The sequence below is a fragment of the Streptomyces sp. NPDC020898 genome, assembly GCF_044333925.1.
In the GTDB taxonomy this organism is placed as follows: Bacteria; Actinomycetota; Actinomycetes; order Streptomycetales; family Streptomycetaceae; genus Streptomyces.
On record NZ_JBIRRV010000004.1, the window covers coordinates 567,299 to 581,000 of the forward strand.

The following is a 13,702-nucleotide window of genomic DNA, read 5'->3' on the forward strand; positions in this document are numbered from 1 at the left end:
CTGGCTGGGTGGACAGCACCTCCCTCTGGGACTCCTACGACGCGGTCGCGGATGTCTACGCCCAGGGCCTCACCGCGGATCTGGCCTCCCAGCCGTTGGACCGAGCCATGCCGGCGGCGTTTGCCGAGCAGGTTCCGGAAGAGCGCATTGTTGTATGAGAGCTCGACGTTGGTGACGCTCTCGCGGAGGCGTGCTGCTGGCGGCTTTCCGGCGCCACCCGTACCGCCGGAGGCGTAGGACGGCTGGCCTTGCTTCGCGGGCCAAGGCAGGGCTCTGGATTGTCATGGTGTGCGACGCGGTGAGCATGTTCGCGTGTACCTACTTCGGCACTTCAAGGTGTACGCCGACACTTGCCCGACGACCCATGCTGGAGTCGCGTTCGGACTCCGGTGCGGACTCGACGGCCGGTCTTGCCATCCCGCATCACCGTGTAGCCGCCAGCGATTTACCCACGTGCTGGCGCATGCGCGAGAGATACCCGTCTCAGCGGCGACGTGGGCAATGGGACGTGTCTGGCACCGCTTCACGAGCCGCCTACGGCCCTCGACGCTCAGGGGCGCATTCGCGTGGGTCACCCGTCGTCCTCTCGAAGTCGGACGACGGCAGGCGCGACACCTGTCGTGCGCGCCTGCCGCATTGCGGCCTTTCAGCCCTTCGGTGCGACGCGGATACGGTTCCCGTCAGGATCGGCTGCCAGGAAGGTCAGCCCGAACCCCGCATCATGAGGCTCACGCAGGATCGTGACCCCCTTGGACTTCCACTGCTCAAAGGTTGCGTTGAGCTCGTCGGGTCGTCCACCGTCGATGGCCAGGCACACCTCACTGGTGCGCGGGACGTCCGGTGACAGATGCTCGAACTGGCCGGACCACAGACCGAGGTCAGCGCCCGGCCCGAGGTCGAAGGTGATGTATCCCGGAGTCTCGAACGAGGGGCTCATGCCGAGGAGGTCGCCGTAGAAACGAGCTGCGGCGGGAGCGTCGTTCACGTAGACGATGGACACGACGGATGTGGTCATGGCTGTTCCTTCGCACAGGTGGCAGGTACGCATCGACCAGCCTGACCGGGATATGCGCCGCATCGTGTCGCAATTCCTGAAAAAATTGGTGGGTGACCCCAGACCGCTTCTTCACCCTGATGCTGCTCCTCACATCGAGGGATGCCGTGACCACACAGGAACTCGCCTCAGCGCTCGGGGTGTCGCTTCGAACCATCACCCGAGATCTGAACTGGCTCCGCGACGCCGGTCTGCCGGTGACCGCACACCGGGGCCGCCTCGGAGGCGTGACCATGCTGCCCGGATCCGGACTCGACCTCACGCGACTCACACCGGGCGAGCGTGATCATCTGTCGCTCACCGGGCTGGATGAGAAGCAACGTGCGGAGCTCAACGCATCGGTCGAAAGCCGGCGCGCGCTCTCCAAGATCGCCGCTACACAGCCACGTCGAGTTCATGAGCTCCTGCCGCTCACCGACGTCGTGCACGTGGACAACCGTCCCTGGCGTCAGGCACGAGCTTCCGGTACGACTCCGGCTTCGCTGATCGGCGCAGTGCGGCGAGGTCGCCGGCTACGGATCGAGTACGACAGCCCACGCGAGTCATCCCCACGCGACCTGGTCGTGGATCCGTACGGGCTGTTCGCCAAGGCCGGCATCTGGTACCTCGTCGCCGATTGTGCCCGAGTGCCACGGATGTACCGGCTCGAACGGATCACGACGTGGAAAGAAGTCGACCAGCCACGACGGATCCGCGAGAGCCAGACCCTGGCCACCGTCGCTGCAGCGCTCATTGCTCAGTGGGAACACAACCACGCGATAGAGGTCAGCGTCACCATCGACCAGACCCAGATCGAGCGGGCGCAACGGATCTTTGGCCTACGACTCGTCCGGGACGACCATGAAGAATCCGCCACCGGCCGCAAGGTGACAATCCGCTTCCTGCATCTGGAGGACGTGCGAGAACTACTGCCGTTCGGGAGCGCCATCACTGTGCACGGCCCCACCGAAGCCAGGGCTCACCTTCGCGACCTCGCCACCGGTCTTGCCCACCACTATGCGCCGCCACCAGCGTCCTGACCCGCAACACCTGTCACCGATGGGGGTGGCACACCCCGGCCGGCAGGCGGATCCCCGGTGGCGTCACAGGGCTTGGGTGCGTACCCACGATGAGAGTCCACGAACGAGAGGAACCCCGGCCGACGCGCGGCTGGGGTTCCTCCAGGCGGCGAGTATCGGTCGGCGGGTGGAGTTGCCCACGCCGTAGACAGCTCGTCCACGGCGCGGGCGGACCGCGCCACATCGCGATCACCGTGGATCAGGCGGGTCAGCGCTGCAGGGTGAGCACGGCCGGCCGGTACGGCAGTGCCGCATACGGGGTGTTCGCCGGTGTGTTGGTGGCGTAGCCCTGGTAGAGGAACTGCAGGTTGCAGGGATCGATGGTCATGGTCTGGTCGGGGTTGTTGCGGGCCAGGTCACCGTGGCTGATGCCGTTGGTCCAGGTGGCACCGCTGTTGGCCTTGCCCGCGAAGGGGTTGCTTTCGGTCGCGGCCTGCGGGGTCCACGAACCGTTCAGGCTGGAGGCCGTGAACGAGCGGAAGAAGCGGTCCTCATTGACACCCCGAGCCTCAACGATCATGAGGTACTGGTTCTGGCCCTGGACCTTGTAGACCTCCGGCGCCTCGAACAGGTTTTTCACCGTGTCGCTCATGATCGTCGTGTACGAGGAGCCGAAGTTGCCCGGGAAGTTCCCGATCGGCATGCTCGCCCGGTAGATCCTGCCGTTGTCACCGGCGAAGAACAGGTACATGTTCTGGTCGTCGGCGATCATGGTCGGGTCGATCGGGACGCCACCCTCACCGGCGGGGAAGCTGCCGGTGAACAGCGGCTGCGGGGCGGACCAGCCGTTGGGGTTGGTGGGGTCGCTGGACGTGCGGTAGGTGAAGGTCCAGTTGGTACCCCACCCATTCGAGGTCAGCACCCAGATGTTCTTGGTTGCGAGGTAGAACAGTTTGGGCGCCACCGCGATCTGGCTCATCCCGGTCTGGGTGGCCGTCGCCATGTCCGACCAGTTCGTGAAGGGACTGAACCCCATCGAGCCCCACGACGATCCGTTGGAGGTGGTCCCGTAGACCAGGTGCCGGCCGTTGTACGTCACGGTGGTGAAGTCCTTCAGCGCGAGCCCCCCGTTCGCCGGCTGCGCCAGCGGACCCGTCGAGGTCCACCGGTAGGCCGACGGCAGAGCACACGCGTTGCCCGGCCCGGACAGACCGGTCCACTTCTGGTTGTTGCCGCCGTGGCACGACCAGATCTGCACCGCCGTGCCGTTGGCCGTACCGCCGCCCGAGACGTCCAGGCACAGCCCGGACTGCACGCCGACGACCGTGCCGTCGGCGTTCACCCGCCACTGCTGGTTCGCACCGCCGTTGCAGGTGCGGATCTGCACCGGGGTCCCGGACGTGGTGGCGTTGCCCGGGACCTCCAGGCATTTGCTGCCGTACACGGTCAGCTGGTTGCTATCCGTCGACGTCCACTGCTGGTTGGTTCCGCCGTGGCAGTCCCAGATGTGCACGTTCGCGCCGTCGGTCTGGCTGACGCCCGCCACATCGAGACATCGGCTGGAAGCGACACTGCGTAAGTCGCCGGTGGCGGCCGCCTGGGCCGGACCGGCGACGAGCAGCGCCGCCAACGCGGCCAGGGCCGCAACCGTGGCGGCGAGCGCCGCAGAGGGATGTCTGGGGCTGAAGCTACGTCTGCGCATAAGGACCTCGTCATCCTTGAGCAAGCGGCTCCGGGTCACCCCGTCAGGGGCTGTCCCCGGATGTCGGCGTGGTGCGCGGCCCTAGATATTCGATATCCCGAACAAGGGTCGAAGTGTCGAGCAACTGGATAATAGGGTTCCGGTAATCAACGTCAATGCCTCTCGCATAATTCGCGAGAGAAAATATTCGCAGGCTGAAACCAGGCGGCCAAATTCCGTGGTTGTACGGGTCTTTGGCGTGAGGGGCAAGGGTGCGGCCGCCCCCGTCCCATCGCAGGAGTGCGGTGGGACGGTGGGCGACGAACGTGATTGCGACCGGGACCTCATGGTCACTTGCCCTCCGGCCGCCTCAGTGGAGGGTCTCCAGGACGTCGAGGATGAGCAGGACCGCCGCCCCGGACATGGCCATGAGGGTGAGCGTCCACCCGCATGACTCCAGAGGTTTCCTGGAGGCGCGGTGGGACATCATGTGGGACACCCCCGCAGGCCGGACATGGTCGGGGGCGGGTGGTGGCAGGTGCAGGTGCATACGAGGTAGTGGACTCCGGGTACGCCGGTGTCGCGGGGTTCGTAGTCTCGGCAGCGGGGGTGCTGGCTGAGGGTGCAGCGGGGGGAGCGGTACGGAGGTTCGGGCGTCCAGGTCGGTTCGGGGTAGTGGGTCATTCGTCCGTCCCCGTGCCGGTGTAGGTGTTCATTGGGGAGTTGAGCGGGGGCATGTTCCATGTGCGGTCCCAGGGGTCGCCGTGGTCGCCGTCGTGGCCGTGGGGGAGGACGCAGGCGCCCAACTCACCGAGGATCGGGGCGTGGTAGAGCAGGGAGGCGCGGGCTGTCCCGCACCGGTTCGTGTGCGTCGTCGGCCGGGTCACCAGGCGCCTCCGGCGTAGGCGCGGCGGTATGCGTCCCACAGGTCCCGCCCGCTCTCGCAGCCGTCCTGTGCCTTACGGACGTTCCTGCAGCCGTCGGCGCACTTGCGGGTGTGCTCGTGCCACAGCCGGTAGGCGCGCAGCATCGGCAACTCGGCCTGCCGTACGGCGACTTGAACCCTCGCGTTCCTTACGCCGGTCATCGGACCCTCGCCCCGCTCAGCTCGGCGTGGATGTCCCGGGTGTCGACGCTGATGCCGAAGTCCACGGCGAGCACCGTGACCGCCCGCCGCCGCAACCGCACCGCCCGCTCACGCGCCGCCCAGTAGGGACGTACACGAGCCGTACGAGGCGCCGCGAACGACTTCGTCTCCGGTGCCGGTTTCGTGAGAGGAGGCAGGTACGGCCGGGACAGCCGTGACGCCGAACCGTCCAGCGGTGCCCGGTCGGTGCTGTACGGCGACCGGCGCGCAGCAGGCACCCGTACCGGCGAATGGGTAAAGCTCCCTACGTTCCTGCTTGTTACGACGTTCCGGGTCGATTCAGGGACTGCCTTCCGGCGCCTGCCGGTAGCGGGAAGTACCCAGCACAACAAGGGGAGTAACGCCCCGATCAGTACAGCCGCGCTACGCTCGCGCATGTCGTCAACCTCCTGTGGTTGGTGGCCACGCCCCCGGACGTTCGCCGCGTCGCGGGGGTATGTCGTATTCCGAGGATACGCGCATTCCCGCATTCGCAGTCGCTTGTTTTCGCGAAGACGCATACGTTCGAACCATGGATCTCGACCGGGGCAAGCCTGTATGGACTCAAATCGCCGGCGAACTGCGGCGCAGGATCGATGCGGGTACGTACGTTCCCGGTGCGCGCTTCCCTGCGGTGGTGGACCTCGCCGCGGAGTTCGACGTCGCGGCGTCAACGATTCAGAAAGCCGTGGCCGCACTGCGTACGGAGGGCAGGCTCCGCACCGTGCTGGGGCAGGGCTCGTTCGTCGTGGACGCACCCCGGGCCGAGCAGTAGGAGACCTCCCTGGGAAAAGGGACGCCCCGCGCAAGCCGGGTCCGGGCATGATTTCCACCGTGCATGTGGACGAGAACGATCGCGGGCGGGCCCGATACACGCTGACCGGGACGGAGCACGGCCATGCCTGGGGCGTCTGCGCCGAGGCGGAGGGGCTGTTCGGGGAACCCCGACGTGGGACATACGAGCTGTTCGGCTGGGTTGCCGAAGGAGCCGAGGTGCGCGGCTGGGTCGGCAGCCGGGTGTGGTTGGTGCCGGAGGTCGGGGCACTTGAGCCTTGGCTGCTGGAGGACGCGGAGAGCGGCGTAGGGCAACTGCTCGCGACAGACAGTCTTGTGCTCACCGGTCTCGACGACTACGAAGGTCCGCCCGAGGGGCACAGGGGTCCCGTCCGAGTGCACGACGGGCACCGGTGGCTGGGCTCCTGCCGGGAATTCGCCCGCGTCCTGCCGCCCGAGCAGGTGGCGCCCCCGCTCGTCCTACGAGGGCTCGCCCAGAGTGATCGACTGGGGGCGGCCCTGACGAAGGGCACCCGGCGGGCGCTGGACCTGGAGGAGGCCGCCCTGGAGGTACAGGACGACCAGGGCGAGCCGCTCACCGAACGACTGCTGTGGACCAGAGTCAGCACCTGGCGCCCGTCCTCCTACGGGACGAATCTGATCGACCTGGAACTCGACGGCGAGCTCTTCACGCCCGTTCCCGAATACGCCCGGCCCATCTGGGAGCGCTGGTTCGCCGGGCCGCCGGAGACTCTGGGGGCCTGGGCCGGCCTCGACACCCGCCGCCGCGAGGCCTGGCTCGATCTCGTCCGAGAACGGGCCTGCCGACGCACCCACCCTGACCGGCCCGCCGGCCACGCCTACGAAATCGACGGCCGGCACATCACCGACGTACCGGGCCTCTACCTGGCGCTCGGCGAGGCGGTGAACGGGCCGGGCGGCTACTTCGGCGGCTGCCTCGACGCCGTCGACGACTGCCTGCGCGGTACCTTCGGCTGCACCGCCCCCGCAACCCTGCTCTGGCGGGACGCCGCGACCGCACGCGAGCACCTGTCCCGTACCCTCACGCCGGACGGCCGGCCCTACAACCTGTTCGCCGGACTCCTCGATGTCCTGGCCGAGGGCGACATGCACGTCACCCTGGCGTGAGCAGCGCGCCCGCCACGGCACCGGCACTCAGGTTGCCGCCCGCCACGCGGGGGCCACGACCACGAGAAGCAGGCGTCTGCTCCGGCCTGCGGTTTCCGCCCGGTCATTGTCGAACGAGGCGAGCGCCACGGCGGCGGCCCGGGCATCTTCCGGTATGTGGTCGAGCGGATGATCGCCTGGCCGCACGACGTCCACCGGCTGCGGACCGCTGGGAATGGCGCGACGACATCCGCGAAGCCTTCCTCGGCCTCGCCACCTGCCTTATCGCTCACCGCCACGTCCCGGGCCCAGCTCCGTGAGATGTCTGTGTCAGGACCTGTTGAGCCAGCGTTGCAGCGCCTCGGGCACGTTCGTCGGATGTGAGCTGAAGCTCAACCGGATGCCCGGCTGGACGTCGATGAGCACGTTGACGATCCGTTCGAACAGGACGGTGTACGCCGGGACGTTCTTGATGCCGCCGCCGATGAGCGCTACCCCGAACGAGCGCCCGTCGAACAGTCGGCGTAGCTCGGCCTCAGCCTCGTCGGGGTCCAGGCTGACAAAGGCTGACTCGCCGTCGATACCTGTGGCCTGGAGCTCAGCCCAGCTGCGCTTCCTCATGGCGATCAGGTCATCGAGCGTCGAAACCCCCGGCGGAAAATCGTCCGGCGTAAGCGCATCAGGGGTGATGCCGAGGGCCAGCACGCGCTGATTGATCGGGGGCTTCACTTGAGAGTTCTTGTGGGACATGGGGTCGTTCCTCCAAGGCAATATGGCCCCCTCTGAGGAGACATCCATGGGGTCTCCTCAGTTCGGTGGGGGAAGTTCAGAAAGTGTGGCTGGCCACATGAATAACGTAGCAGCAATCTCGTGGCTAGCCAAGTATTCGCGGACGCAAGGGTGGAAGGTGGCCACCTCGGCTCGCTTCGGGGCGCGCCGACCACTTGCAGGGCCGACCACGCAAAGGAATGCGGCGACCGTGTGCCCCTACCGCAGATCACCCAGAAACCTGGCATCACGCGGGCAACAGGAAAGCCCCTGACCGCGGCCGGCGGGGCCACTGCCATGCAGCGTCGAGACTCTGTCTGGGGTCTGGGGTCTGGGGCCATAACGGCGGCTCTCCAAGAGCCGGCCGAGCCGACGCCACCCGCCCGGGACGGTTCGCAAACAGTACTGAGGGCGAGCCACGCGGTCTGTACGGCAGGGCGCCCGCTTCCCTCGTACGCTGAGTCTCGCACGTGACGGACAGGAGGCTGAGATGGCCGGGACGACGCCGACCGGGACGACGGTTGCCGAGGTGATGGCCGAGTTGGCCGGGCTTGAGGATCCGAAGGCACGTGCGGTGAACGAGAGGCACGGGGACGATCACGGTGTGAACCTCGGCAAGCTGCGCGCGCTCGCCAAGCGGCTGAAGACGCAGCAGGAACTCGCGGGCGGGCTCTGGGAGACGGGGGACACCGCGGCGAGACTGGTGGCGATCCTGATCTGCCGCCCGAAGGCGTTCGAGCGGGACGAGTTGGACGCCATGTTGCGCGAGGCGCGCAGGCCCAAGGTGCACGACTGGCTGGTGAACTACGTGGTGAAGAAGAACCCGTACGCCGAAGAGCTGCGACCGGTCTGGTTCGCCGACCCGGATCCGGTGGTCTCGAGTGCCGGCTGGGCGCTGACCACCGAACGTGTGGCGAAGAAGCCCGAGGGCCTCGACCTCGCAGGACTGCTCGATGTCATCGAGGCGGAGATGAAGGACGCCCCGGATCGACTGCAGTGGGCGATGAACCACTGCCTGGCCCAGATCGGGATCGAGCACCCTGAGCACCGCACCCGTGCGATCGACATCGGCGAGCGCCTGGAGGTGCTCAAGGACTACCCGACTCCGCCGGGCTGCACGTCTCCGTTCGCTCCGATCTGGATCGCCGAGATCGTGCGCCGACAGCACGGCAAGACGGTGGCCTGACCGGCGATGCGGCGGCTCGGCGCGCTGCCTCAGACATTCACCCGCCGGAAAAGGAAGTACTTGCCGCCGGGTCGTTGAACTGGGCACGCTGGAACTACAGTTGGCGGGGTTCAGCGCGCGGGCGGCACGGGGGGATGCGATGGACAGGTTGCTGCACCACGAGCTGCGGTTTTCCTTGACCGCGGTGGTCGCCATGGTCGTCAGCGTGGTGGTTGTGGGTCCGGTACGAGGCTTCCCGTCCGTGAATGTCAGCTATCTCTCGACGTTTGCAGGCGCCCTCGCGCTCTGGGTGCTGTTGACGCTTCTCAGGGCCACCCGGATCCCATGGTTCGGAGAGGTGCGCGACTTCGATGCCGCGACTCCCGTGGACCCCGAGACGGCTTTGCCCACCGAGGACTTCTGGCACGACCGGCCCGTCAACCTGGGTTTCCTCCCGGTGCTTCTGGTGCCGGCGCTGGGCCTGGCCCTCGCCTGGGAAGCATGGATGTGCCTGATGCCTTTGGTGTGGGGCCTGGAGGTGGCGGCGAAGGCCGCACGGGTCGCCCACTGGGAACGTGAGAACGGCCGGGTGCTGTGGCGGGGCCGCGTCGAGGGCAGGCCCTGGGAGCTGTCGTACTCCCCGGTCGGCCATGGGGCACCGGCTCGAACCACCACCGACGCACCGCCTTCATGAGCGATCGGCCAGGCGTCCGGGTCGGACCCGAAGACCCGCGACACGCTCGGCCGTCAGGTCAACACGACCTACGCCTACGGCCGTCCGGCACCTGTGCGGCAAGGTCGGCGCGCTCAGTGCTTGCAATCCCACCGCCCGGTACTACCGTCTCGACGAGCGGTTGACCATCACCAGCGGAGAGGGGCCACCGTGCTGAGACAGGTCGCGGAGGGTGTGCTGATCCACCAGAGCGAGTTGATCCAGAACAACACGGTTGTCGTGCAGGGGCGGGCCGGTGTGTTGCTCATCGACGCCGGGATCACGGGCGACGAAATGGCCTGCCTCGCGAACGACCTTCGTGAGTTGGGGCAGCCCGTTGCGGCAGGCTTCTCGACGCATCCGGACTGGGACCACGTGCTCTGGCACGCCGAACTCGGCGAAGCGCCGCGTTACGGCACTGCTCGCTGCGCGGCTCAGATGCGAGAGGTGCGGTCGAAACCGGACTGGAAGTCCCGCGAGGCCGAGGGGCTGCCGCCGGAAATCGCCGAGGAGACACCGCTGGACCTGTTCGGCCTCCTCACCGGTCTCCCTGCCGGAACCGCGCGGATTCCCTGGGACGGCCCTCACGTCCGGATCATCGAGCATCCGGCGCATTCCCCGGGCCACGCGGCGCTGTTGGTCGAGGAGAGCGGGGTTCTCGCCGCCGGCGACATGCTTTCTGACGTCCTGATTCCGATGCTCGACAACTTCAACGGCACCAACGACCCGGTTGAGGACTACCTCGTCGGGCTGCGGCTGCTTGAGGGCGTGGCGGGCGACGTGGAGGTCCTGGTCCCCGGTCACGGGTCCGTCTGCGGCGCTGATGAGGTACGTACGCGGATCGACCAGGATCGGGCGTACGTGCACGCCTTGCGTGACGGCCATGCTCCCGACGATCCGCGGCTCGGCCCATCGGCCAAGCCCGGCTGGGAATGGGTGAGCGACATTCACGAGGGGCAGGCGCAGAGCCTCGCCCACAGAAGCGAGAGCGGCGGGACGCCCGGCTAACTCGCGGTGGTGGTGCTCATGGGGGTCTCAGGCCCCCGTCGACACCGGCCTCTCGAAGAACGTCTCCAGGGCCACCGTTGCCTGGGTGCCGCTGACGCCCTCGATCTCGTACAACCGGCGTAGTACGTCCTGGAGTTGCTCGGTCGTCCCGGTCCTGACCTTGACCAGGACCGATGCGCTGCCCGCGATGATGTGGGCCTCCTGCAGTTCGGGGATCGCGGCGAAGCGCTCGCCCAAGTCGCCCATCCAGGCGGACGAGTCGACCATGACGAAGGCCAGCACCCCGCCGCCGACCGCGGCGGGGTCCACCTCGATCGTCGTGCGGCGGATCACCCCCGACTCGCGAAGCTTGCGTACCCGCTCATGGGCCGCGCCCGCGGAGAGCCCGACGGCCTTGCCCAGGGCTGCGTACGCCTGTGTGGCGTCCTCCTGCAGCAGGTTCAGCAGCTTCCGGTCCACCTCGTCCATGACGCTCCCCTCCAAACCGTATCCATCAAATGGCTGGCATTGACCATACGGCATTCTGTAATACTCGCTTCTGACAGGATGTTGTTCAACGCCTGGAAGTAGAACGACCGAAGGAGACCAGACATGGCCACCGGCCGCCCCGCGCTGTACGAAGTCCTTGACGACAGGTTCCGTACGGAGAAGTGCGCCGCGGGTGATCTGCAACTGGAGACGCTCCACGTGGGCTCCCGCTGGGCGGAGGGGCCGCTGTACATACCGGCCTGGCGCCAGCTGATCTGGAGCGACATCCCGAACGACCGGATGCTGCGCTGGGACGAGGCGACCGGCGCCGTCAGCCTCTTCCGTGCGCCGGCGGGCCACTCCAACGGCAACACCCTTGACCGCGAGGGCCGCCTGATCACCTGTGAGCAGGGCAACCGCCGGGTCACCCGTACCGAGTACGACGGCTCGGTGACCGTGCTCGCCGACCGCTACCGGGGGAAGCGGCTCAACAGCCCGAACGACGCGGCCGTGAAGTCCGACGGCTCGATCTGGTTCTCGGACCCGGACTTCGGGATCACCAGCGACTACGAGGGCGTACGCGGCGAAAGTGAGATCGGCGCCAACAACGTCTACCGGATCGACCCGGACACCGGCGAAGTGCGGCTGGTCGCCGACGGCTTCGGCGCACCCAACGGCCTGGTCTTCTCGGCCGACGAGACCGAGCTGTACGTCTCCGACACCCGGGCAGGACTCATCCGCGTCTTCGACGTACGCGAGGGCGGCACGCTGTCCGAGGGGAAGATCTTCGCCGAAGCGGGGGCCCGCGAGGAGGCTCGCTTCGACAACATCCGCTTCGACGACCGGGGTCACCTCTGGGTCGCGGCCATGGACGACGGCGTGCACTGCTACGCCCCGGACGGGACTTTGCTCGGCCGCATCCTGGTGCCCAACCAGGTCGCCAACATCCGCTTCGGCGGCCCGAGGCGGAACCGCCTTTTCATCACGGCGAACGACACGCTCTACTCGCTGGTGATGGGCGTTACGGCGGCACCGGGGGTGGTCTGAGCCCGGAGGCCGGCCTGGTTGACGTCCGTAGATGTTTGTTGCGCGGTGTTGTCACTCGGGACAACGTCGCCCGACACCGCACTAAGGCAGGGAAGATGAGCAGGCACCACCACCCCGTCGACCACGAACTCGTTCAGGCCGCGGCCCACGTCGCACGCACTCGCTGCCGGGGCGACAACCACACCATGGCAGCCGCGGCGCGCGCCACGGACGGTCGGATCGTCACCGCAGTGAACGCCTACCACTTCACCGGCGGCCCCTGCGCCGAGCTGGTCCTGGTCGGCACGGCAGCCGCCCAGGGCGTCTACGAGCTGGACACGATCGTCGCCGTGGGTGACCGAGACCGGGGCGTTGTTCCCCCGTGCGGCCGGTGCCGCCATGTGCTCCTCGACTACTTCCCGGCCCTGAAGGTCATCGTCGGCCCGGACGATCACATCCGCTCCGTGCCCATCACCGACCTGCTCCCCGAAAGCTACGTCTGGGCGGACCACCAGCTCGACGCAGGGTGAGGACCGTCATGAATCCTTAGCTCTCTCAAGCCAGAACCTGGGGAATTACATGAACTTGCCCCTGGGCGATAACGGGCTGTGGTGCTGATCTCGTGACGGTCAGCCATCGAAGCGGGTCCAGCTGACAGAGAGGTCGGCCAGTGGGTCCAGGGCGCTTCGGTGGGTGGCGCCGGCCCAGACATCGAATTCTTCGCCGCCCGCGTTGCTGACACGCACTACGAGGCCGGGGGCCACGTAGAAGTAGGTGGGTGCCCAGGGCCAGAAGGGACGCAGGGGCACAAGGTGCAAATCCTGGGTGAGTCGCTCGACCTGTGGTGCCGCGAGTCTGAGGGACATGGCCAGGTAGTCGGCGCCCATCGAAGCCTCGAAGAGGGAGAACTGGATCAGGAAGCCGCTGAGCTGTTCCTGTTCGGCGGTCGGCTCCTCGTCGAATTCACGGAACCAGACAGTCGGATCGGTCTCAAGTCCATCAAGCGTCCACAGCAGTGACCAGAAAAAACCTCCTTGGTTCTCGACGCCGAAGACGAGCATCTCCCCGAGATGGTCGGTGTGCAGGTCCCGCTCGGGCAGGATGCTGTTCTGGGTTCCGAGGGCACCCGGCCGCTGCTTCGCGAGCCGGTACAGCTGCCTCAGTCCACCAGGCAGGCGGGACGGAGAGCCGGGGGAAGGCGATTCGGCGGTGCCTGCGGCGGGGTACCAGCCGGTGACGAAATGTTCCAGCGCTGCCGCCCGGTCACCGTTCACCTCCCTGAGCCACTCCAGGTCCGGCAAGTCCACGGGTGCGATCGGTGGGCGCACTCGGTTGAGGAGTTCTCTGCTCAAGGGTGTTTCAAAGCGCAGTTCACAGCCGGTGAGAACGCCGTCGCATGTGCTGGCCCGGCTCACCTGGGCGGTGCCCAGGTACAGGACCTCTTCTCCGAGGCGGACCGTGATGTGGATCGGCAACGGGTTTTCGTCCGCACCCCAGGGCGACCTCATCAATCTCTCTGTGACCGGTGCTGGTGCGGGCCCGATCAGACGAACCTCCTCAGCGCTCCACACACCGCTCCGGGCGGGTGCGTCATTTGCTTCCGCGATGATCACCGTTCCCGCCGGGCCTATGACGATGCCGGCGCCCCCCACCACGAAGCGCCCGGCAGTCACCGAGCCGCCGACGAGTCCGGATATACGCTCACCATCGAACACCAGCGCCGGAATTACGGGGGGAACCTGATCAGTCACCCCCGCATCATCCTTGACCACCACCGGGCTGAGCTTGTTCCTC

Annotated in this window: 18 protein-coding genes and 1 pseudogene; 9 read left to right on the forward strand and 10 right to left on the reverse strand. The window is 67.3% G+C overall.

Annotated elements, in window-relative coordinates; genetic code table 11:
* Positions 1-8 precede the first annotated feature (8 nt).
* Positions 9-158: a hypothetical protein gene (locus ACH4TV_RS16935; RefSeq protein ID WP_398398666.1), complete on the forward strand. Its 150-nt coding sequence runs from the start codon at positions 9-11 to the stop codon at positions 156-158.
* A gap of 189 nt (positions 159-347) precedes the next feature.
* Here the strand turns inward: ACH4TV_RS16935 and ACH4TV_RS16940 are convergent.
* Positions 348-575: pseudogene (locus ACH4TV_RS16940) on the reverse strand (helix-turn-helix domain-containing protein); the annotation flags it as partial.
* A 71-nt stretch (positions 576-646) separates the two neighbouring features.
* The gene (locus tag ACH4TV_RS16945; RefSeq protein ID WP_398398668.1) at positions 647-1,015 is read right to left on the reverse strand and encodes a VOC family protein; all 369 of its coding nucleotides are present in this window, start codon (positions 1,013-1,015) and stop codon (positions 647-649) included.
* Between the two features lie 92 nt (positions 1,016-1,107).
* Between ACH4TV_RS16945 and ACH4TV_RS16950 the strand changes: the two genes are divergently transcribed.
* Positions 1,108-2,073 carry a helix-turn-helix transcriptional regulator gene (locus tag ACH4TV_RS16950; protein ID WP_398398670.1) on the forward strand — a complete coding sequence of 322 codons (966 nt, stop codon included), beginning with the start codon at positions 1,108-1,110 and terminating at the stop codon, positions 2,071-2,073.
* 247 nt (positions 2,074-2,320) lie between these two features.
* On the opposite strand, the gene ACH4TV_RS16955 is transcribed toward ACH4TV_RS16950, so the two are convergent.
* The 5 genes from ACH4TV_RS16955 to ACH4TV_RS16975 form a co-directional block, all read right to left on the reverse strand.
* On the reverse strand, positions 2,321-3,754 hold the full coding sequence (locus tag ACH4TV_RS16955) for a non-reducing end alpha-L-arabinofuranosidase family hydrolase (RefSeq protein WP_398398671.1): 1,434 nt from the start codon (positions 3,752-3,754) through the stop codon (positions 2,321-2,323).
* A gap of 349 nt (positions 3,755-4,103) precedes the next feature.
* On the reverse strand, positions 4,104-4,283 hold the full coding sequence (locus ACH4TV_RS16960; protein WP_398398673.1) for a hypothetical protein: 180 nt from the start codon (positions 4,281-4,283) through the stop codon (positions 4,104-4,106).
* A gap of 130 nt (positions 4,284-4,413) precedes the next feature.
* Complete coding sequence (locus tag ACH4TV_RS16965) at positions 4,414-4,620, reverse strand: hypothetical protein (protein ID WP_398398675.1); 207 nt, start codon at positions 4,618-4,620, stop codon at positions 4,414-4,416.
* Positions 4,617-4,820, reverse strand: a complete 204-nt coding sequence (locus ACH4TV_RS16970; RefSeq protein WP_398398676.1) for a hypothetical protein — start codon at positions 4,818-4,820, stop codon at positions 4,617-4,619. The genes ACH4TV_RS16965 and ACH4TV_RS16970 overlap by 4 nt, the downstream gene beginning before the upstream one ends.
* Positions 4,817-5,098, reverse strand: a complete 282-nt coding sequence (locus ACH4TV_RS16975) for a hypothetical protein (protein WP_398398678.1) — start codon at positions 5,096-5,098, stop codon at positions 4,817-4,819. Before ACH4TV_RS16975 ends, ACH4TV_RS16970 begins: the two co-directional genes overlap by 4 nt.
* Positions 5,099-5,391: 293 nt before the next feature.
* Between ACH4TV_RS16975 and ACH4TV_RS16980 the strand changes: the two genes are divergently transcribed.
* Complete coding sequence (locus ACH4TV_RS16980; protein WP_398398680.1) at positions 5,392-5,634, forward strand: GntR family transcriptional regulator; 243 nt, start codon at positions 5,392-5,394, stop codon at positions 5,632-5,634.
* Positions 5,635-5,681: 47 nt separating this feature from the next.
* Positions 5,682-6,782 carry a barstar family protein gene (locus ACH4TV_RS16985; protein ID WP_398398681.1) on the forward strand — a complete coding sequence of 367 codons (1,101 nt, stop codon included), beginning with the start codon at positions 5,682-5,684 and terminating at the stop codon, positions 6,780-6,782.
* 309 nt (positions 6,783-7,091) lie between these two features.
* Here ACH4TV_RS16985 and ACH4TV_RS16990 read toward each other — a convergent pair whose 3' ends face one another.
* Complete coding sequence (locus ACH4TV_RS16990) at positions 7,092-7,511, reverse strand: hypothetical protein (RefSeq protein ID WP_398398683.1); 420 nt, start codon at positions 7,509-7,511, stop codon at positions 7,092-7,094.
* Between the two features lie 508 nt (positions 7,512-8,019).
* Between ACH4TV_RS16990 and ACH4TV_RS16995 the strand changes: the two genes are divergently transcribed.
* The 3 genes from ACH4TV_RS16995 to ACH4TV_RS17005 all read left to right on the forward strand — a co-directional run bounded on the left by ACH4TV_RS16995 (position 8,020) and on the right by ACH4TV_RS17005 (position 10,414).
* Positions 8,020-8,715 carry a DNA alkylation repair protein gene (locus ACH4TV_RS16995; RefSeq protein ID WP_398398684.1) on the forward strand — a complete coding sequence of 232 codons (696 nt, stop codon included), beginning with the start codon at positions 8,020-8,022 and terminating at the stop codon, positions 8,713-8,715.
* Positions 8,716-8,854: 139 nt separating this feature from the next.
* Complete coding sequence (locus tag ACH4TV_RS17000; RefSeq protein ID WP_398398686.1) at positions 8,855-9,388, forward strand: hypothetical protein; 534 nt, start codon at positions 8,855-8,857, stop codon at positions 9,386-9,388.
* 189 nt (positions 9,389-9,577) lie between these two features.
* Positions 9,578-10,414 carry an MBL fold metallo-hydrolase gene (locus tag ACH4TV_RS17005; RefSeq protein ID WP_398398688.1) on the forward strand — a complete coding sequence of 279 codons (837 nt, stop codon included), beginning with the start codon at positions 9,578-9,580 and terminating at the stop codon, positions 10,412-10,414.
* 27 nt (positions 10,415-10,441) lie between these two features.
* On the opposite strand, the gene ACH4TV_RS17010 is transcribed toward ACH4TV_RS17005, so the two are convergent.
* Entirely contained in the window at positions 10,442-10,882 is a 441-nt protein-coding gene (locus ACH4TV_RS17010; protein WP_398398690.1) for an Lrp/AsnC family transcriptional regulator, read from the reverse strand.
* A gap of 123 nt (positions 10,883-11,005) precedes the next feature.
* On the opposite strand from ACH4TV_RS17010, the gene ACH4TV_RS17015 reads away from it, so the two are divergent.
* On the forward strand, positions 11,006-11,929 hold the full coding sequence (locus tag ACH4TV_RS17015) for an SMP-30/gluconolactonase/LRE family protein (protein ID WP_398398691.1): 924 nt from the start codon (positions 11,006-11,008) through the stop codon (positions 11,927-11,929).
* 95 nt (positions 11,930-12,024) lie between these two features.
* The gene (locus tag ACH4TV_RS17020; RefSeq protein ID WP_398398693.1) at positions 12,025-12,438 is read left to right on the forward strand and encodes a cytidine deaminase family protein; all 414 of its coding nucleotides are present in this window, start codon (positions 12,025-12,027) and stop codon (positions 12,436-12,438) included.
* 99 nt (positions 12,439-12,537) lie between these two features.
* Here ACH4TV_RS17020 and ACH4TV_RS17025 read toward each other — a convergent pair whose 3' ends face one another.
* Positions 12,538-13,683, reverse strand: coding sequence for a hypothetical protein (locus tag ACH4TV_RS17025; RefSeq protein WP_398398694.1), 1,146 nt, complete (start codon positions 13,681-13,683; stop codon positions 12,538-12,540).
* Positions 13,684-13,702: the final 19 nt, after the last annotated feature.

Bases quoted from the DNA above. Each gene is read 5' to 3' on its own strand.
- ACH4TV_RS16945 (WP_398398668.1), bottom strand. From the start codon at position 1,015: ATGACCACATCCGTCGTGTCCATCGTCTACGTGAACGACGCTCCCGCC.
- ACH4TV_RS16955 (WP_398398671.1), bottom strand. From the start codon at position 3,754: ATGCGCAGACGTAGCTTCAGCCCCAGACATCCCTCTGCGGCGCTCGCC.
- ACH4TV_RS16960 (WP_398398673.1), bottom strand. From the start codon at position 4,283: ATGCACCTGCACCTGCCACCACCCGCCCCCGACCATGTCCGGCCTGCG.
- ACH4TV_RS16970 (WP_398398676.1), bottom strand. From the start codon at position 4,820: ATGACCGGCGTAAGGAACGCGAGGGTTCAAGTCGCCGTACGGCAGGCC.
- ACH4TV_RS16980 (WP_398398680.1), top strand. From the start codon at position 5,392: ATGGATCTCGACCGGGGCAAGCCTGTATGGACTCAAATCGCCGGCGAA.
- ACH4TV_RS16985 (WP_398398681.1), top strand. From the start codon at position 5,682: ATGATTTCCACCGTGCATGTGGACGAGAACGATCGCGGGCGGGCCCGA.
- ACH4TV_RS16990 (WP_398398683.1), bottom strand. From the start codon at position 7,511: ATGTCCCACAAGAACTCTCAAGTGAAGCCCCCGATCAATCAGCGCGTG.
- ACH4TV_RS16995 (WP_398398684.1), top strand. From the start codon at position 8,020: ATGGCCGGGACGACGCCGACCGGGACGACGGTTGCCGAGGTGATGGCC.
- ACH4TV_RS17000 (WP_398398686.1), top strand. From the start codon at position 8,855: ATGGACAGGTTGCTGCACCACGAGCTGCGGTTTTCCTTGACCGCGGTG.
- ACH4TV_RS17010 (WP_398398690.1), bottom strand. From the start codon at position 10,882: ATGGACGAGGTGGACCGGAAGCTGCTGAACCTGCTGCAGGAGGACGCC.
- ACH4TV_RS17015 (WP_398398691.1), top strand. From the start codon at position 11,006: ATGGCCACCGGCCGCCCCGCGCTGTACGAAGTCCTTGACGACAGGTTC.
- ACH4TV_RS17020 (WP_398398693.1), top strand. From the start codon at position 12,025: ATGAGCAGGCACCACCACCCCGTCGACCACGAACTCGTTCAGGCCGCG.